Source organism: Bacteriovorax sp. Seq25_V (genome assembly GCF_000447795.1).
GTDB lineage: Bacteria > Bdellovibrionota > Bacteriovoracia > Bacteriovoracales > Bacteriovoracaceae > Halobacteriovorax_A.
In genome coordinates, this window is sequence record NZ_AUNI01000010.1 from 39197 (window position 1) to 59392 (window position 20196).

General features: G+C 35.9%; 16 protein-coding genes. 15 read left to right on the top strand and 1 reads right to left on the bottom strand.

The features are described from left to right. The first annotated feature begins 15 nt into the window (after nt 1-15). The 3 genes from M900_RS04340 (at nt 16) to M900_RS04350 (ending at nt 4085) form a co-directional block, all read left to right on the top strand. The gene (locus M900_RS04340; RefSeq protein ID WP_084703455.1) at nt 16-1128 is read left to right on the top strand and encodes a coproporphyrinogen-III oxidase family protein; all 1113 of its coding nucleotides are present in this window, start codon (nt 16-18) and stop codon (nt 1126-1128) included. Nucleotides 1129-1197: 69 nt separating this feature from the next. Continuing rightward, nucleotides 1198-3222, top strand: coding sequence for an AarF/UbiB family protein (locus M900_RS04345; RefSeq protein ID WP_198295939.1), 2025 nt, complete (start codon nt 1198-1200; stop codon nt 3220-3222). A gap of 77 nt (nt 3223-3299) precedes the next feature. Then, nucleotides 3300-4085 (top strand): hypothetical protein, encoded by a 786-nt coding sequence (locus M900_RS04350; RefSeq protein ID WP_021273651.1) that lies wholly within the window; start codon nt 3300-3302, stop codon nt 4083-4085. A gap of 19 nt (nt 4086-4104) precedes the next feature. On the opposite strand, the gene nhaC is transcribed toward M900_RS04350, so the two are convergent. Further along, a complete protein-coding gene (nhaC, locus tag M900_RS04355; RefSeq protein ID WP_021273661.1) occupies nt 4105-5541 on the bottom strand; it encodes a Na+/H+ antiporter NhaC in 1437 nt (478 codons plus the stop codon). Between the two features lie 60 nt (nt 5542-5601). On the opposite strand from nhaC, the gene M900_RS04360 reads away from it, so the two are divergent. The 12 genes from M900_RS04360 (at nt 5602) to M900_RS04415 (ending at nt 20163) form a co-directional block, all read left to right on the top strand. Further along, nucleotides 5602-7584 (top strand): prolyl oligopeptidase family protein, encoded by a 1983-nt coding sequence (locus M900_RS04360; RefSeq protein WP_021273618.1) that lies wholly within the window; start codon nt 5602-5604, stop codon nt 7582-7584. Between the two features lie 79 nt (nt 7585-7663). Further along, nucleotides 7664-8452 carry a S1/P1 nuclease gene (locus tag M900_RS04365; RefSeq protein WP_021273727.1) on the top strand — a complete coding sequence of 263 codons (789 nt, stop codon included), beginning with the start codon at nt 7664-7666 and terminating at the stop codon, nt 8450-8452. Nucleotides 8453-8622: 170 nt separating this feature from the next. After that, the gene (locus M900_RS04370; protein ID WP_021273609.1) at nt 8623-9198 is read left to right on the top strand and encodes a nucleotide exchange factor GrpE; all 576 of its coding nucleotides are present in this window, start codon (nt 8623-8625) and stop codon (nt 9196-9198) included. 23 nt (nt 9199-9221) lie between these two features. After that, nucleotides 9222-11144: a molecular chaperone DnaK gene (gene dnaK, locus M900_RS04375; protein ID WP_021273587.1), complete on the top strand. Its 1923-nt coding sequence runs from the start codon at nt 9222-9224 to the stop codon at nt 11142-11144. Nucleotides 11145-11234: 90 nt separating this feature from the next. Then, nucleotides 11235-12374 carry a molecular chaperone DnaJ gene (dnaJ, locus tag M900_RS04380; protein ID WP_021273702.1) on the top strand — a complete coding sequence of 380 codons (1140 nt, stop codon included), beginning with the start codon at nt 11235-11237 and terminating at the stop codon, nt 12372-12374. 137 nt (nt 12375-12511) lie between these two features. Then, nucleotides 12512-14491 (top strand): ABC transporter substrate-binding protein, encoded by a 1980-nt coding sequence (locus M900_RS04385; protein ID WP_021273594.1) that lies wholly within the window; start codon nt 12512-12514, stop codon nt 14489-14491. Between the two features lie 291 nt (nt 14492-14782). After that, complete coding sequence (locus tag M900_RS04390) at nt 14783-15811, top strand: AMP nucleosidase (RefSeq protein ID WP_021273690.1); 1029 nt, start codon at nt 14783-14785, stop codon at nt 15809-15811. 31 nt (nt 15812-15842) lie between these two features. Beyond that, nucleotides 15843-16880, top strand: a complete 1038-nt coding sequence (locus M900_RS04395) for a rod shape-determining protein (RefSeq protein WP_021273625.1) — start codon at nt 15843-15845, stop codon at nt 16878-16880. Nucleotides 16881-16900: 20 nt separating this feature from the next. Beyond that, complete coding sequence (locus tag M900_RS04400) at nt 16901-17707, top strand: hypothetical protein (protein ID WP_021273726.1); 807 nt, start codon at nt 16901-16903, stop codon at nt 17705-17707. Between the two features lie 34 nt (nt 17708-17741). Beyond that, the gene (locus M900_RS04405; protein ID WP_021273749.1) at nt 17742-18458 is read left to right on the top strand and encodes a hypothetical protein; all 717 of its coding nucleotides are present in this window, start codon (nt 17742-17744) and stop codon (nt 18456-18458) included. Then, the gene (locus tag M900_RS04410) at nt 18458-19357 is read left to right on the top strand and encodes an ABC transporter permease (RefSeq protein WP_021273634.1); all 900 of its coding nucleotides are present in this window, start codon (nt 18458-18460) and stop codon (nt 19355-19357) included. Before M900_RS04405 ends, M900_RS04410 begins: the two co-directional genes overlap by 1 nt. Further along, entirely contained in the window at nt 19354-20163 is an 810-nt protein-coding gene (locus tag M900_RS04415) for an ABC transporter permease (RefSeq protein ID WP_021273666.1), read from the top strand. Before M900_RS04410 ends, M900_RS04415 begins: the two co-directional genes overlap by 4 nt. Nucleotides 20164-20196 lie beyond the last annotated feature (33 nt).

Below are 20196 nucleotides of genomic sequence, written 5' to 3' on the forward strand. Positions count from 1 at the left end.
AAAACGAGTGGAAGTTTGCACCTCAATTCCCTTTATTTACATTATCCGTTTTGTCGTCATCTTTGCAATTACTGTGATTTCTACAAGAATGTGCCTAAAAATGATGATGAAGTCACAAAATTTGAAGCTCTTTTAGGGCAAATGATTGTGAGACAAAAGAGCTTAATGTCCGAACTCGGTTACCAGTGGGGGGATCTTGAAACTATCTACATTGGTGGTGGAACCCCTTCTTTGTGGGGAAGGAGAGGTGCAGGCTATATTAGGAATTTTCTACTTAATGAGAAAGTATCAATAACTTCAAACTGTGAATTCACACTGGAGGTAAATCCTGGTAGTTGGACAAGTGAAGGACTCGAAGATTGGAAAAAAAGTGGAGTAAATCGCTTTTCATTGGGAATACAATCCCTGGATTCACGTTTCATTAAGCTACTTGATAGAGTTCACAATATTGATGATGTCTATGCGACACTCGAAAAATTTAAGGAGATGGATGCAAATTTCTCGGTAGATTTTATGTTAGGGCTTCCACAGTCAGAGACACTTAATAGAGATGTTATTAAAGAGCTTGAAACAATTTTGACATATAATCCAAGTCATATCTCTCTCTATATTCTTACGACGAAAGATCACTACGTTCATCAAAGTACAATCCCATCAGATGAATGGATTGAAAAAGAATACTTAGCAGTTAGTGAGTATCTTCAAAAGAATGGATTTGAGCACTACGAAGTCTCAAATTTTGCGAAAAAAGGAATGGCATCAAAGCATAACCTACGTTACTGGCAAATGAAGTCGGTTGGAGCTCTAGGGCCATCTGCGACGGGATATCTAAGTGAAAAGAATTATCGCTATAAATGGAAAGTTTCCACAGCTGATTTTGTGCCTGAAGTACTAGAGAAAAAAGATGTAGTATTAGAAACTCTTTATATGAATCTAAGAATAAGTGACGGATTATCTCTGACATTTTTTAACGATAAAGAGAAAGATGAACAATTGGCTGTTATCGCCGAGTCATGGATAAATAGGGGGCTTGGAGAGATTCGAGGGAGAAGAATTATTTTGAATTCTCGTGGTTTTTTAATTCTCGATTTTTTAATGGATGAAATCTTTTCCAAAATCAACTTCTAGTTCAAGAAAAAGCTAATAAAGTCGATAAATTACGCGAGGTAATTTATGCGTATTTATATTTTCTTACTAATGTTTTTAACAATTGTTTCTTGTGGTCATGTTGATAAACGTGGACCAGATTCTATAAATGATGAAATTAATATCATTGCCGGCCAACAGTGGAAGAATCTAAAGCAAGAGCGAAAATTAGAAGTCTATAAGATTAGAAATAACTTAATCAAATTTATGCTTGAGAGTTGCTACAAAACTGATGCTCAAAAAATAGAAGCATTTAAGCAAGCTCAAGCTTATCTAGTCGATTCAACTGAAAAACTTGGATTTAATATTAAAAACGATAAGCTTGGAAATTCTGATGTTTATAAAGTTATTTTAGATCCTCCTAGATGGACTCTTAAAGACGAAGTTGAGTGGATGAATGCTCAGGTAAAGAAAACTAATCCTTCTGCTTTAAATGTAGATGGGACTTCATACCTCTCTCACTTATCTGCACTTGATATTGGAAGTCTTCCTGACATTCAAGAGAATGATGTTTTTTCTAATCAAGATTTAAGTGAATTGATGACAGCTTTAAAGTCAAACAATGCTTCTGATGAAGTTCCACTACTAGTCGTCAATAAGTTTGAGAATAAGGTAACTACTTATTTTGATAAAATTAGAAACCTTGGAACAGAGCTAGCTGCAACAGGACAAGTTAATATTGGAAACGAGGAAGCTGAAAAATTCTTTGTAAAGTTCCTCGATTACTATTATTCAAATGTCGATATCAGTGTGATTAAAAATATATTAAATGATGTCGTTGATATTGGAAGAGAGCCAACTCAAATGGAGCTGGTGCAAGTTATGTTCAAAAATTCTGGACCAGGTCTTGGGAAAACATTACAGCAAATGGGGAAAGATCCAAATATGGGTGATTCCCTCGCCGAAGTGATATCAGTTTTAGAAGATGATGGAAAAGCTGTTCCACAATATTTAGTTGAGAGAACAGTTAAAGCTGATAAAGGTGGATTTAGAGTATCTAAAATCAGTGAGAAGCCTCTTGGGACTGGAACTATGGCCCAGGTTAACAAAGCAAGTCTAACGAGAAATGGCATAAGTGAAGTTGTCGCACTGAGGTTTTTAAAACCTGGAATTGAAGCAAGGGTGAACGAAGACCTAAAAATCTTAAAGGACTTTATAGAAAAAATGGGTAATGAGGGCGAATTGTCAGAAGACTTTCTTCCTAGTGCAAGAAAACTCGTAGAAAGTATTTCAACTTTCTTAAAGTCAGAGCTTGATATTGCTGATGCCATTAAAAAACAAGATTATGCTAGAAAAGTATATGAGCAAAAAATAAATGTTGTAATTGATAAAAAGAAGTACGAAGTGGATATTAAAGTACCTAAGGTTTATTATCCGGAGACGGGTAAGAAAACGAAACTTCATATTCAAGAGTTTATTACATTTGGAGAAAAATTCTCTTCTCTCGATGATAAATTTGCTAGGTCTGCAGTTGCTAAGGCGATAATGCAAACATGGTTTGAAGAAGCATTAATTAAATCTGGATTTGTGCATAGTGATCTTCACCAAGGTAACTTTACTGTTCGAAATGTTACCCCAGACTCGGCACAGGTTGTTCTTTTTGACTTTGGGATGAGTGAAACTTTGACCAAAGATACCCGCCAATCATTTATCATGATTGGTGCAGGTGTTGAATTTAAGAAGCCTGCTTTGATTGCAGATGGTATCCTTTTAATGGATAAAGAGAAAGCCAGCAGACAAGCTCGAAAAGAGCTAATCAAAAAAATTACAGCAGAAATTAATCATATTGATAAAACTGAAGATTGGATTGTTTGGGCCTTAAAAGAGGGGCATCTTAAAAATGATCAGCTTGGAACTTTGGCACGTGGTGGAGTTCTCGTCTCTCAACTAGGAAAAATCGTCGGTAATGAAACAATGCATGAAGATATTGTAGAAGACCTTTTGGCTAAAAATGCAATTAAGGCCTTTGGGAAAAATAGTGATTTTCCTTTAACTAAAGGACAAGTATTTAGAATTGGGACGTCATCTTGTGCTAAAAGCATCAAGAGTTTTTTTTCTTTCGGTAAGTCTAAGTAATCATTATGGTTAAGGGGCTTTACGAATAATTATAATCATGGCTAGAATATTCCTTGGAATTGAGACAAGGACGTTAAATGAAAACTATTCTAGCCGTAATGCTATCTTTGCAAGTTTTTGCAAATCTCCCGTGGGGAAACTTAGAAAATGTAAATGCAACCTATTCTTCACCTGAAGGGAAGGCCACTGCAAAGTATCTTAATCTTGAAGGATTTGGAGAATACTCATCTCCCGAACTATTTGTAAAAAATAATGAAGGAATTCTTGTTTTTTCTTTTGAAGATAAGAAATTTGAAATTGATCTTTCTTTATTTGCAGTTAACGATGCAGATAATGTTAAAGTTAAGAACCTCAATCTTGTAAATAACAAAGAAAAAATTAATCTTAATTTCGATAGTATCTATGCCAAAGCAGCTCTAACAGATGCAAAAATTCACAATGTGGAATTTGATTGTAAGAGAGAGGCAATACATGATGATATGTATGGAGACCTTTTTCAAACGTGTTTCACAAATTCTGATATTTTCTTTAAAAGATTTGATTATTACTCTGAAGAGAGAAGTTTTAAAAACTTTATTGATGAAAAAACTAACCATACAGATATTGTGGTTAAGAATATTGAAATTCATGTTAAAGATGAAAGATTCAATGGTAAATTAGAAAGTAATCTTACTTTTGGAATTGATGTGAGATTTGATGGCGAAGTAAAGTATTATGCAGATAAGCAAATGGTTGAATTAAAAGTTGATAGTGTCAGAGCGTCTCTTTTCAGTATCAGATCAAAGGTGTTTAAAGAATTAGATGGAAATGTTCCGGATAATATTGTTGTTGATGAACCATATATCAGAATTTATATTCCTTAAATTTAAAATAGGATAAGGCTTATGCCTTATCCTGAACTTTCTTTTTTATCCCAATCTTCATCGCCGCAAAAAACAAAGCAATCAATGGACTAATGTAATTAAAGAACGCATAAGGAGCATATGTTAGAGTGCTAACTCCTAATACTCCAGATTCGTAGGCACCACAACTATTCCAAGGAATTAATGGTGATGTAACAGTCGCAGAATCTTCTAGTGCACGAGATAAATTCTCTGGCTCAAGATCATAGTCATCATAAGCAGTCTTAAACATTCTACCCGAGACAACAATTGCAAGGTACTGATCTGATGCCGTAGCATTTAGAAATAAACAACTTGCTAGAGTGGCGCCGATCAAGCTTCCGGCTCCGGTTACAAGCTTTAAAATTGCAGATGCAATTGTTTGTAGCATACCAGTTGCTTCAAGTGTTCCCCCAAGGATCATTGCAGAAATAATTAACCAAAGAGTTGAAAGCATACCTTTCATTCCTCCTCGGTTTAGAAGTGAATCAATCACTTTATGGCCAGTTTCAAACTCAAAACCACCATATGAGACCTTTGTTAAAATCGTATAGAAACTCTTTATACTATTGTCACCCATAATTTGTGAGATCATTTCTCCTTGAAAAATAAGTGCAACAACTGCTCCAGCAAGAATACCAAATGCTATCGCTGGTAATGCTGAGACTCTCTTTCTAATCATAAATAATACAACCGCAGGTGGAATAAACAGAAAAGGTGAGATGTGAAAATGTTTATCAAGTGTCTCTTGAATTGTGAGGATTGATTGTTCATCAAGAGCCTGACCTGAATAGAAAAAACCAAATATAGCATAGAGTATGATCGCTATGATAATTGCTGGTCCGGTAGTAAATGTCATATGTCTAATATGTTTAAACAAATCAGTCCCGGCCATAGCTGCTGCAAGATTAGTAGTATCTGAGAGTGGAGACATCTTATCTCCAAAGTAAGCACCTGAAACAATTGCCCCCGCGATTAGCCCAGATGGGAGTCCTAAAGTTTCTCCTATCCCAAGTAAGGCAATACCGATAGTTCCAGTTGTTGACCAACTACTTCCTGTTGCAAGAGCTGTGATGCAACAGATGATGCAAGCTACTGGTAAAAAAATGACTGGAGATATTAGCTTTAATCCATAATAAATCATTGCTGGAACGGTACCTGACAAGATCCACATTCCAATTAAAGCTCCAATGACAATTAATATGTTCATGGCAGAAATTGATGAAGTTAAAGACTCAACAATACCTTCTTCTATTTTGCTATAACTGACTCCTTGGATGAAATGTCCAATAAAGCCTGCAACTAGGGCACTTAGTAGGAGTGCTGTTTGGTTGGCCCCTGATGTAGCATCATCTTTGAAAATGATGACATTAATAATTAAGAGAAAAACTAGAAGTATAACGGGGATAAGTGATAAAAATAAAGTTGGTTTTTTCATATTGAGTTCCTTCATGGTACGATAAATAAAATTATAAGCTTTAATAAGGAATAATGAAAGATGGAAGACAAGTATTTATGGTTAGAAGAGGTAGAAGGATCAGAAGCCCTAAGCTGGGTAAATGATCGAAATACGATAACTGAAAAATACTTTGAACAAATTGATAGCTTCAAGAAAGATACAGAAGATGCTCTCGCCATTTATAACGATAAAGATAAACTTCTCAGTGTTAATTTTGTAGGAGATTATGTTTTTAATTACTTCAGTGATGAGAACAATAATATTGGCCTTCTTCGAAGAATGCTTGTTTCTGACTTTAATCAAAAGAAGACAAATTGGGAGTTAGTAATTGATTTCGACATTCTTTCCGCAGCGGAGAATAAGAAGTGGGTTTATCAAGGTTTAGTAGCCGCACCAAACAAGAAACGTGCAATAATTTTCATTTCAGATGGTGGAAAAGATGAATATGTCACTCGTGAGCTTGATCTCGACACTCTTCAGTTTGTCGAAAAAAATCCTTTTAATTTCACACCTTCAAAAGGTTGGCTTGATTACTTAGATAATGATCGTGTTATATGTACTCATGTCGTGAATGAGGATGATAATAATAGGTCGGGATATCCTCGACGAGTAAGAATTGTAAATCGTGGTGAACATATAAATAACTCAAATGCGATTTACGAGGCCGATAAAGGAGGAGCATTTTGCTATCCATTTGTTTGCGATGATCAGGCTTTTATTTTAGACCGTAGTTCTTTTTTTGAAGGAAAACTATTACAGATTAAAAAGCAAGGTATCCTTGAACTAGAGGTCCCTCCACGTCACACTTTTTATGGTGTTGTTTCTGGATTTCTCATTATTTCTATCAATGAAGATTGGGATGGGTTTTATTCAGGGGATCTTTTAGCTGTTCAATATGACGATCTTGGAAAAGTTAAGGATTCGAAACTAATATATCACCCAAAAGATCGTGAATCATTTGAATACTCGTATGTCGCAAAAGATAAGGTCATCCTTATTCTTGATCGAGATATTCGAGGAAATCTTCTTGAGTTTAACTTTGATAGCGAAAGTGAGACTTGGAGATGTACTGAGATTACTTTTGAAAAAGAATTAAATATTACCGCAGTTATTTCATCAGAAGATCGTAATGATTATTACTTTTATTCATCTTCATTTAATTCTCCAACGACTTTAAGTTACAAGGATGAAAAGGGTATTTCAAATATTCAATTTGGCAGTTCTTTCTTTGATTATGATGATGTTGTTGTGAATCAAGAGTATGCAAAATCAAAAGATGGAACAATGGTTCCATACTTTATTATGCATAAGAAAGATGTTGTCTATGATGGGACTAATAAGACTATTCAGTATGGCTACGGTGGTTTTGAAATTGCACTGAAACCGAGTTTTTCAAATTTAACGGGTAAGCTATGGCTAGATAAGGGTTACGTCTATGTTGTTGCTAATATCAGAGGTGGCGGAGAATTTGGACCGAGTTGGCACCAAGCAGCTCTCAAGCACAATCGTCATAAGGCCTACGAAGATTTTTTCGCCGTTTCAGAGAAGCTTATTGAAGATAAAGTAACTTCTCCTGAGCATCTCGGAGCTTGGGGGGGAAGCAATGGTGGTCTTTTGATGGGAGTCTGTATGACACAAAGACCAGATCTTTATAATGCGATTATCTGTGCTGTTCCACTCCTTGATATGCTTCGCTATCATAAACTTTTAGCAGGGGCGAGTTGGATTGGTGAGTATGGTGATCCAGAAATTGAAGAAGATTATGAGTACTTGGCTTCTTATAGTCCTTATCAAAATTTGAAAGTGAATGATAACTTTCCAAAAGTGTTATTTAAAACTTCAACAAAAGACGATAGAGTTCACCCCGGGCACGCCCGAAAGATGGTAGCAAAATGTATTGAACTGGGTGCGGATAGTCTTTATTTTGAAAATATAAATGGTGGGCACGCTGGAAGTTCATCAAATGATGAGTACGCAGTTGATAAAGCAATGGCCTATTCTTTCTTTGAGATTAATCTTTAGGGAATTTCTTAACAGAATGCTAATTTGATCTTAGAAGTAAATTTATTAATAATGGCAAAAATTTATAACAGGATATAGTATGAAAATTTTTAAAGTGGCTCTTCTTGGAGCATTCTCATTAAATGCTTTTTCTTGGGCAACTAATGGTCACCGTATTGTAGGTGAGGTTGCTTCACATTACGTAAACAAAGAAACTAAAACTCAAGTTTCAAAAATACTTAAAGGTTACTCTCTTGCTGATGTTGCAAACTGGGCCGATTTTATTAAGTCTGATCCTACTTGGAGAAAAGCAAATCCTTGGCACTATGTAACAATTAAAGATGGTCAAACATACGCGACTTCAGAAAAAGTCAAAGAAGGTGATGTAGTTTGGGCCATAAATAATTTCTGCGGTGTTCTTGGAAACAAGAAAGCTAAGGGCCAGGATCGTGAAGAAGCATTGAAATTCCTTGTACACTTTGTGGGAGATATTCATCAACCGCTTCATGTTGGCACAGGAAAAGATCGAGGCGGAAATGATGTTGAGCTTAAGTGGTTCAAGGAAGATGTAAATCTTCACCAGGTTTGGGATGATCATTTAATAAAGATGCAGGACTATTCATACACTGAGTATACTAAGTTTTTGAATCATCCTGTAAAATCTGAGATTGCAAAATGGAAGAAATCTACAATTGAAGACTGGATTCAAGATGCTGTAGCTCAAAGAGAAGCGGTTTATGACATCGTAAAAAATAGTAAAGATTACGCGAAGTACGGTGAATATAAGTACAATTATAACAATATTGGAAACCTGAACGCGAACTTATTTAAAGCTGGAGTCCGCCTCGCAGCAACCATTGAAAAGTGTCTTAAAAACGGGAAAATGTAAGAATCATTATATTACTGGCTCGTGCGCATTGCGAAACGAGCTGGTCTTTCACTTTAAATTCAGCAGTTTAGCAAAAACGCACTTTTTTTTTATTCCTAACATTGACATTAATTCATTCAATCCCATTTTTAGTAATGAGAATGATTTTTATTAAATAAAAAGGATTGGAAATGTCGGAAACTGAAACAACAAATGAAGAAGTTATGAAAGAAGCAAAGAAAGCTTCTGAAGAAGCTCATGAGGCGCTAGAAGAAGTTAGAGAGGTAGAAGCTGAAGTTCAAGAGTTGAGAGATGAAGTTTCTGAGGAAAAGAAAGAATTAGAAGAGTTTAAAAATAAATTCTACTATCTTGCAGCTGAGATGGAGAATATGAAGAAGAGACATGATAGAGACCTTCAAAATCAAATTAAGTTTGGTTCTGAAAAGATCTTAAAAAATCTTCTGGATGTTGTAGATAATTTAGAAAGAACAATGATGGCCATTGAAAAAGATGAAGACGATAAAGTAAAAAACATCTACACAGGTATCGATATGGTTAAGAATCAGTTCTTAGACGTTTTAAAGCAAAATGGATTAGAGCAAGTTGAAGCAATTGGAAAAATCTTTGATCCAAACTTTCATGAAGCATTGGCGCAACAGCCAGCTGAAGGAAAGCAAGATGATGAAGTTATTCAAGTATATCAACAAGGTTATAGCCTAAATGGTAGATTGATTAGAGCAGCAAAAGTAGTAGTAGCAAAAAATTAAGAGAAAAGTATAAGGAGAGTTTTATGGGAAAAATTATTGGGATCGACTTAGGAACAACAAACTCATGTGTGTCTGTTCTAGAAAACGGAAAGTATAAAATTATCGCAAACGCTGAAGGGCACAATACAACTCCTTCTGTAATTGGTTTTGCAAATAACGGTGAGGTTCTTGTTGGACAAGTTGCTAAGAGACAAGCAGTAACAAACCCAACTAAAACTCTATATGGTATTAAAAGACTTATCGGAAGAAAGTTTAAAACTCCAGAAGCTGAAAAATTTGCATCAGTAGCTCCATTTGAAATTTTTGCAAACAAAAATGGTGATGCATGGGTAAAAGTTGATGGAAAAGAAATGTCTCCTCAAGAAATCTCTGCAAAGGTTCTTCAAAAGCTTAAGAAAGCTGCAGAAGATTACTTAGGTGAAACAGTTTCTGAAGCTGTTATTACAGTTCCGGCTTACTTCAACGATGCTCAAAGACAAGCAACAAAAGATGCAGGTAAAATTGCTGGCCTTGAAGTAAAAAGAATTATCAACGAGCCAACTGCTGCGGCACTTGCTTACGGATTAGATACTAAAAAAGATAAGAATATTGCAGTATTTGACCTTGGTGGTGGTACATTTGATATCTCTATTCTTGAAATCACTTCTGACGGTGTTTTCGAAGTTAAAGCTACAAATGGAGACACTTTCCTAGGTGGTGAAAACTTTGATGAATCAATCATTGACTACTTTGCTGATGAATTCCAAAAGCAAGAAGGAATTGATTTAAGAAAAGATCAAATGGCACTTCAAAGACTTAAAGAAGCTGCTGAAAAAGCTAAGCACGAACTATCGAATGTTAACAACACTGACGTTAACCTTCCATTCATTACTGCTGATGCTTCAGGACCAAAACACTTAAACCTTCAAATGTCTCGTGCGAAATTTGAAGATCTAATTTCTAAGTTTATTACTGACCTTGCTAAGCCATGTTTAACTTGTATTGAAGATTCAGGTCTTGATAAGAATGAAATCGATGAAGTTATCCTAGTTGGTGGTTCAACAAGAATCCCAGCGGTACAAGCAAGAGTAAAGGAAATCTTTGGTAAAGAAGCTTCAAAAGGTGTTAACCCAGATGAAGTTGTTGCTGCTGGTGCTGCAATCCAAGGTGGTGTTCTAGCTGGTGATGTTAAAGATGTTCTACTTCTTGACGTAACTCCACTATCACTTGGTATCGAGACTCTTGGTGGAGTAATGACTCCACTTATTACAAAGAATACGACTATCCCAACTAAGAAGTCACAAGTATTCTCTACTGCAGTTGATAATCAACCAGCGGTTACAATCCACGTATGTCAAGGTGAGAGAGAATTTGCAAAAGACAATAAGTCTCTAGGAAGATTCGATCTTACAGGAATTAATCCAGCACCACGTGGTGTACCACAAATTGAAGTTATCTTTGATATCGATGCTAACGGGATCGTAAACGTTTCTGCAATTGATAAGGCGACTGGTAAATCTCAAGAAATTAAGATTACTGCAGGGTCTGGTTTATCTGAAGAAGAAATCGAAAGAATGGTACAAGAAGCAGAAGCGAACAAAGAAGAAGATAAGAAAAGAAGAGAAGTTGTTGATACAAGAAACAACTTAGATGCAATGATTCTTTCTTGTGAAAAAATGATCAAAGACGATACAGAAGGAAAAATTTCTGCTGAAGATAAGACTGCTCTAGAAGGTGCAATCACTGAAGCGAAAGGAAAACTTGCTTCTGAAAGTATTGATGAGCTTAAAGCAGCTTACGAAACATTACAAAATGCTTCTCATAAGGTTGCTTCAGCGATGTATCAGCAAGGTGCTCCAGGTGCAGACATGGGTGCAGGTGCTGGTCCAGAAGGTGCAACTGATGCAGGTGCTGGTTCTAAGAAACAAGACGATGATGTTGTAGACGCTGACTTTAAAGAAGTATAATTTTAAAAAATAGAACGGGTCACCTTTAGAAGTATTTGCACATGGAGTGTATCTATGACTAAAGGTGATTTCGTCATTATGGGATAAAGAATGAGCAAGAGAGACTATTACGACGTTCTCGGTGTTTCAAAAACTTCATCAAAAGATGAAATTAAAAAAGCTTATCGTAAGCTTGCAATGAAATACCATCCAGATAGAAATCCTGATGACAAGGATGCTGAATCTAAATTTAAGGAAGCGTCTGAAGCGGCAGAAGTTTTATTGGATGAGAATAAAAAAAGAAGATATGACCAATTTGGACACGCTGGTGTCGATGGCCAGGCCGGTGGTTTCGGTGGTGGCGGATTTGGTGGCGGAGGTGACTTTGGTGACCTTGGCGATATTTTCGGCGATATTTTTGGCGACATCTTAGGTGGTGGACGTGGAAGACGTGGTGGTCGTAGACAATCAGGGCGTCCAGGAAATGATCTACAGATGGGTGTGCGTGTCTCTTTTGAAGAGGCGGCATTTGGTGCAAAGAAAACAATTAGTGTAACGAAATTAGCAAAGTGTGGAACTTGTCATGGTTCTGGTGGCAAAGACGGATCTAAGCCATCAACATGTGATATGTGTAACGGTCATGGGGAAGTAAGAAGACAGCAAGGTTTCTTTACTGTAGCTTCGACTTGTCCAAAGTGTAACGGTTCTGGTCAAATGATTAGTGATCCATGTGGTACATGTCATGGTGATGGAAGAGTTAAGAAGAAGTCTGAACTTGAAGTGACTATCCCTGCTGGTATTGATCATGGCCAGCGCTTAAAGCTTTCTAATGAAGGAGATGCTGGTGCACAAGGTGGGCCAGATGGTGATCTTTATATTGTAATTGAAATTGAAAGACATCCAATCTTTGAAAGAGATGGCTTTGATGTTTATTACACAGTTCCAGTTAGCTTCTCGCAAGCTGCGCTTGGTGCTGAGGTTCAAGTGCCAACTCTTGACGGAAAAGTAATGGTGGAAGTTCCTGCAGGTACTCAGTCTGGTAAGAAAATGAGACTGCGTGGTAAAGGGATCCAGAAGCTTGGTGGATACGGAAATGGCGATGCTATTCTAACGATCCATGTTGAAACACCAACAAAGCTTTCAAGTGAACAAAAAGAATTGTTCGAGCAGCTACTTGCTCTTGAAGATGGTGGAAAAAGTAACCCAATGAGTAAGGGGTTCTTTGATAAAGTAAAAGATTTATTTCAATAATTGACTGGCTTCTTAGGCCCTATGCCTAGGAAGCCTTTCATCTCCTAGTAAAACACTCCAGTAAACTCTGTACAGTTTCATTATCTTGAAAAATCTATTAAAATACTCTCATTGTTTTAAACGATTCAAGGAAGATCATGAAAAAGATAATCGTCTATATCTCATTTTTACTTTTAGTTAGTTGCGGTGGGATTTCATTAATTAGTAGAGGAACAGAAAATCTGTACACTCCAGAATTTACAAAGTTAATTGAAAGAGCAAAAGGTGCATATGCAGCAGGAAGTAAAGACACTGCAATCGCACAGCTCGAAGCGATTCAAGATGAGCCGCTACTGCCAACTGAAGTAGCGATGAAGAAAAACTTAATTGGTGTTATTAGGTTTTCGGAAGGAGACTTTGAGCAAGCTATTTATAATTTTAACATGGCACTTACAACTTCCAGTCTTGATGAAAAGCTAACAGCTCAAATTCATCTCAATCTTGCGAGCTCTTATTACAAACTAGGTGATACAGATAATACGCTTTCGACATTACTTCTTTGTGACTTCAAAAAATTAGAAGGAAAGGAATTTCAAAATTATCACAAACTGAGATTCAATGTCGCAAAGGATCTTGGGAGAAAGAAAATTTCTATTGAGTCATTGTTTTGGATGCTCTCAAAAGAAAAAGATTTAGTTGTTTTAAAGTCGAGCCAGCAGTTTAGCGAGTTGGTAACTCTTTATTTCTCATTAGAACAACAGGAAAGAATTAGATTCATTAAAGACTTATCAGATGAGAAAACTCTTATTGCAGGTTATTTAACTTATTTAGAAGTTGAGCAACTATATAATCAGGCGAAGCGTAGTGAGGCATCAAATCTTGCCGGATGGATTACACGCGTATACGAAGAAACACCGAGTATTGTTGAACTTGCAAACAACTTTTTAAGAAGGATTGAAAACTTCGCTTCTTTAAACCAGAGATCAATCGGAATCGTTTTACCGTTAAGTGCTGAAGGACAGAAGGGAATCTTTGCTAGACGCGCTCTTGCTGGTATCGATCATGCGGTAAGAAATCTCAATGAAAGTAACGCAAATAATGAAGGATGGGTTCCACTTATTCTTGAAGTTGCAGATAGCTCAGGCAGTGCAGTTGTTGGAAAAAGAAGAGTCGCAGAGTTAATTGAAAGCAAGAATGTATCACTCCTAATTGGTGGATTATTTTCTAATGAAGCAGTAGCTGAATATGAAATGGCAAAAAAATATGGAACCTTCTTTATTTCTCTATCTCAAGTTTTTATTGATAAGCTACAGAAGAATCATTTGTTAATTGAAGTTCCTGGTTCGGTTGAATCGCAGATCTCAGTACTATTTGAAGAGAAGTTTTTAAGCTCGTTTGGAAAAAAGGCAGCGATAATATTCCCTGATACAGAAAGAGGGAGAGCCTATGTTGACGAGTTCTGGAGAAAAGCATCTGAGTCGGGCTCAACAGTTGTTGGAGTTCATGTCTACGATAGTAAGAATACAGATCAAAGAGATACTGTACAAAAACTTCTAGGTCTTAAATACAAAAGAGAGAGACAGGAAGAACTTGAGATTCTTGAGGAGCTTCATGAGCTTGAGGGAGCAACAAGTATCAGAAGAATTCAAACGTTAAAACCTGAAGTGGATTTTGATTGGGCCTTTATTCCATCAACTCCAGACGATGCACTTCAAATTATTCCATCATTTGGATATTTTGATGCCTTTAATGTTCCTCTTATTGGAGATCCAAGTTGGAGATCAACAAATATCTCTAAAGAAAGTTACAAGCTTGGAAGATTGTACTTTGTTGATGGTGACGTGCCTAAGGGAGAGTCAGACTTCGTAAATAGCTTCAAGAGAAGGAATCAAGAGAGTCCAAGGATCGTTGAACTATTGGGCTATGAGGCCTTTGAAATCGCTAATAATATTCTAGGTAGTGGTGAGTTTAAGTCGAGAGGAGATCTTGAACAGAGCTTAATTACAGCAAATCATGTTACTGGCTTAACAGGTGATTGGGTTTTAAAAGAGAATGTTTGGCTTAAGAAAATGAATTTGATGAATCTTTACAGAGGAAAAACCTCTAAGATGAAATTAGAGGAAGTAAAAGCTGAATAACAGCTTTTACTTCTTAGCGTTAATTCTTTTAAGAATTCTTGCTTTTTTCTTTGCTTGACCAGTTTTTCTTTTCATTTTTAGAGCTGATCTTTTTCTTCCTGCACCCATGGTATATCCTTTTGCTTAGTGTTAAAATGATTAGTTATACTAGAAAAAAAGCTTTGAATTGGCAAGTGGTAGATTGTCATCAAATATTATTTAAGGGCAATAAATAGTTGTCAAAAAAAATACGTAAATGGTACATTTTATGTAGTTAAATGCAATGGATGCATAAAATAAAGGTGTAACGGAATGCGCAATGCGAAAAAGAAAGTAACTAAAAAAGTTACTTCGAAAAATAATACAATTAAAAAGAAAACAGCTAAAAAAGTTACTAAGAAAGTATCAACAAAAAAAGCTGTTAATTCGAAGCCTGGAATCGACACGGCCTTTGTTGATGACTTAGCTTTTCAAGAAATAAATCTCGTTAAAAAAACAACTAAGAAACTTGCAACAGATCTTGAATTAAAAAGAGCTGCATTAAGAGCGAGAAGAATCCACTGGAACAATGATAAAAAGCAAATCGCAATTGATATGCTTGAGAGATACACTGGACATGACTTTGGTGATTTTCAGCAACAGATTATTTTAACAAACTTCCACTACTACATTGAGAGATTCAATATACTTCTTGATGATAGTCATTATACAGAAGGTTCAGCTTTTAAGGCAGCATCTTCTAAAAAAGCAAAAGTAACTATTATTGAGTTTGGTGTTGGTGCTGCGATGGCCGCCTTAATTGGTGAGCTTATTTCTGTAGTACAGCCAAAAGCAGTTCTATTTCTAGGTATGGCCGGTGCGGTTCACCCATCTTTAAAAGTTGGTGACTTCGTTCTTCCAATTGCTTCTATTAGGGCAGAAGGTGTTACTGAACACTTCTTACCAAAGCAAGTACCTGCTCTTCCAACTTTCAAGGTTCAAAAATTTGTTTCACAAATTCTTGTTGAACATGGATACGATTATAGAACAGGGACAATTCACTCGACAGATTACCGTTTTTGGGAATTTGATGAAAGATTCAAAGAAAAATTAATTGAGGAGAGAGTTCTTGCTGTTGAGATGGAAACTGCAGCACTCTTCGTTTCGTGTTTTGTTTCTAAAGTAAATATTGGAGCATTACTTTTAATATCAGATTGTCCAATGACTAAGGATGGAATTAAGACAAAGAAATCTGCAAAGAGTGTATTTAGAAATTACACTGACAGACATATCGAGTTAGGGATTGAAGCAATGGCTGATATCGCTGATAGAGGTGAGAACGTAAGACATTATCACTGGTAAAAAATAGTTAAAATTTAAAAAGGATATACAAATGTTTAAAAAAGTTTTTGATTGGTTTTCAAATGATCTAGCGATCGATTTAGGTACAGCGAATATTCTTGTTTATGCAAAAGATAGAGGAATCATTGTAAATGAACCATCTGTAGTTGCTGTTCATCAAGGTTATAAAGGACAGAGTAAAGTTCTTGCTGTTGGTATTGAAGCAAAGCAAATGCTTGGTAGAACTCCAGGATCAATTAAAGCAATTCGACCAATGAAAGATGGTGTTATCGCTGACTTTGAAGTTACTGGAGCGATGTTAAAATACTTTATTCAAAAATCACTATCAGGATCAAAACTTGTTAAACCAAGAATTATCATTTGTATTCCATTTGGTATTACGCAAGTTGAGAAAAGAGCAGTTAAAGAATCAGCTGAACAGGCTGGAGCTAGAGAAGTTTATCTGATTGAAGAACCAATGGCCGCGGCAATTGGTGCAGGTCTTCCAATTACTGAACCATCTGGAAATATGATTGTTGATATCGGAGGGGGAACAACTGAAGTTGCTGTTATTTCTCTTGGTGGTATCGTTTACTCTCAGTCTGTAAGAGTTGCTGGTGATAAATTTGATGAGGCAATCGCGTCTTATATTAAGAAAAAATATTCTCTTCTAATTGGAGAGAGAACTGCTGAAGCAATTAAAATATCTATTGGTAATGCATACCCTTTTGATGATGAAGTTAAAACTTTCGAAGTTAAAGGTAGAGATCTTATTGCTGGAGCTCCAAAGATTATTGAAGTTACTTCGGATGAAATTAGAGATGCTCTTGCAGACCCAATTGCTGAAGTTGTAGAAGCGATTAAGACTTCTCTTGAAAAAACTCCACCTGAACTAGCTGCTGATATCGTAGATAATGGCATTATTCTCGCAGGTGGTGGTTCTCTTCTTGCAAACCTTGATATTCTTATTAAGGAAAAAACAGGTCTTCCTGTTGCTCTTGCTGAGGATCCATTAACATGTGTTGTTCGCGGATGTGGTAAAGCGCTTGAGGAGATTGAACTTTTAAAGCAAGTTGCGACGTTGTCATAAAAAATTAATTTGAGGTAAGAATGAATCAGGATGATTTGTTTCTAAAATTAGAGCTCTCGGATATAGAAAATAAACTAAGAGAGCTCCTCTTTTCTAGACACCCACTTAAAATTTGGGAAGATGTTAATACATATGCTCGTGTAGAGCTTAAGTCTGTTGAAAATCTAAGTTTAAAAATTGCAAAATTTGATTTCTATAATGAAGAGAAAGTTTACTTTGTATCTTTTAATCTGCGTGGGATGAATTACTACTTTCGTGCAACAACGGAGGAACTTGACGGAGATGTTAAATTAACTCCTCTGGGTGATATTTATCGAGTCGAAAGAAGAAGAGATGTAAGACTAAGAATGCACCCTCGTGTCCCAAGTCAACTTTATCTTAAAATTGATAGAGAAGATGAAGTGGACACAGGAAATGTTCTATCTATCAATAAAGTTGATAATAAAGAAAGAGCACTTTTCCAGTCATTTCAAGAAGAGTTGCGAGGCGTCCCTGAAATTGGCGGAGTTAAAGTTTTAGATTTATCTGAGAAAGGACTATCGGCCGTTTGTAGTTCAAATGAAGCAAAATTAATTACCTATTCTAAACCAACATCAGCTATTTTAATTGTTGAAAAAAATAATGTTGTTATTGAAGATATCGAAGTAATTTATGAAGTAGATTATCTTGATGTCCGCTTAGAGGGGGTTGGAATGAAGAAACTTGGGATGAGTTTCTCTGCAAACCCAAAGCTAAGTGAGTTGATTAATAATTTGAATGATGAGTCTATTGTGTTGTCATCTTTAGATGAGGAATTTGCAAAGTTTATAGATCAATTAGAGGGGTAGGCATATTAAATTAATAAATTTCTTATACCTATTAATGTTTTCAAGCTGCGCTTATCTTAATCTTGATAAAATTGAAGTAAAGCCTGAAGAGGCCAGCTTTGTTCAGACTGAAGAAGCTGGATCATACAAAGTTCAAAGAAGTATCGGTTATAATAAAGATAAGGATTTCATCAGCAAAACTTTAATTACTGATATGGAAAAACCTGATGTCGTAGTCGAAAAGTCTGTTACATTCTCAGAAGTATATGAACTAAATAAAGATTCAAAAATTTTTAGGCCAATTAAGTCAGAAGCAATCTATTTTTTAAATGGTCAAAAATACGTGACAAAACTTGCTCTTGATTACAAAAAAGAAATAGTTCGAATTACGATGGATTCGCCAGAAGATCAGTGGAATGGCACAAAAGAGTATTCCATGCCAAAAGGGAATGGAGCGATTTGTTTTTACTCCATTGTAACTGAATGTGCTGTTGTATCTAGTTTCTTCGAAAATGCTGTTAAAAATAACTCTGGAACAATGAATTTCATACTTGTGTGGGAAGGTTATCCATATTTTCATGAACAGTTTTTAAATCTTCCACCAACTCCAATTACCGAAGCAACAATTTCTTACGATGGCAGAAACAGTGCGGGGTTCTATCGTTTTACTCTGAATGCTGGTGGACAAAGTCAGTTCTACTTCATTAACAAGAACGGACAACTTGTAAATCATTATTGGTCATCACAGGCATATACAAGGGTTCGTAGATAATGAAGTTCTTATTGAAAACACTTTTTACGCTATTGATGGCCATTACAATTATATTCTTTGCCTTGAGGATGACTCCAGGTGATCCGGTTGAAAGACTACTTGGACCTGAAGCAAAGCAGGAGGAAATAGTAAAATATCGTTCTGAGTTAGGTTTAGATAAAACAATTACTCATCAATATTTTGATTTTGTAAAAGGGATCTTTTCTCTTAATCTAGGCAAATCATTTTTTAATAAAGAAACAGTTGTTGAGTTACTTGGTGAGCGAATGAAGCCAACGTTGACATTGGCCTTGATTTCAATCCTCATCTCTACTCCGATCGGATTAATTCTTGGAACCATTGCAGCAGTTAATCAAGGTAATCTTAAAGACTACGGTGTTCGATTTGGAAGTTTGATATTGTTATCCTTTCCAATTTTTTCCTTGGCCCCGCTCTTAGTACTCGTTTTCGCAGTTAAGGCCGGAGTGTTGCCCGTGTCAGAATGGACGAGTTTATCACATATGGTGTTACCTATTTTAACTTTGGTTCTTCCTCTTTCATCAGTGATAATACGAGTTATGAGAAATAAGTACTTGGAAGAGGTTAGTAATCTTTGGGTTCTTGTTCTTCAGGCTAAAGGGTTATTTAATAAAGCGATTTTACTTCGTATAATTAAAGTCTGTATGCCAACAATTTTGAATGTTGTAGCAATTCAACTATCTGTGGTTATGGCGGGGACTATGATCACTGAAACAATTTTTGATATTCCAGGTGTTGGGTCATTACTTTTTGAGGCAATTGGAAATAGAGATTACCCAGTTGTTCAGGGCGTGATCGCATATTCAACTCTAGTTTATATGTTTGTCTATTTCGTTATTGATTTCGTGAATGCAAAACTTGACCCGAGAATCGAGCAATGAAAATAAATAAAGAAATAAAAATTGGTGGAGTTATTCTAGGCATCTATTTCTTGTGGGCCATTACATGGATTTTGTTAAAAGGAAATACATTTGCTCCACAGATGAATATTGAAAAAGAACTTGTCGCACCAAGCATAAATGGTTTTGTATTTGGAGCAGACGTTCTAGGGCGTAGTCTTTTTGAAGTATTGTCTGTTGGGCTTGTTTATACTTTTACAATCTCATTTGTAGTAAGTTTGTCTTCATGTCTATTGGGTATACTTATAGGTTATTTATCTGCAATGAAAATAAAGTTTGTATCTGAGTTTATGGATTTGTTTACAAATATTATTTTTATTTTTCCTAGTATTTTGTTGGCTATTTTAGTTATGTCAATGTCAGGTGCTTCGGTTACTGGTCTTGTCCTGTGTTTAATCTTCACTTCATGGCCAGGCTACGCTCGAATTGCAAGAGGTGAGACACTAAGAGTTATGAATCTAGGTTTTGTTGAGTCAGCAAGAGCAATTGGTGTGTCTAACTTTAGATTGTTTTACAAATCAATTCTACCTTCAATACTTCCAGTCATTTCAATACACTTTGTTTTAGGTTTAAGTGGGGTTGTTATTAGTGAAGCAAGTCTTGGGTTCTTAGGTCTTGGGGCAAGTGAATATTCTTGGGGTGCAATACTTGCTATGGCAAAAGTTGTTCTATTAGAAGCTCCCCATGTCGTTTTAGTTACAAGTCTATTAATGACAGGTTTAATTGTTTCATTAAATTTGTTTAGCGATGGACTTAGAGACGCTCTTGATCCAAAAAACCAAAACTAATAAAATAGTACTTAAATCCGATTAGGGACTATT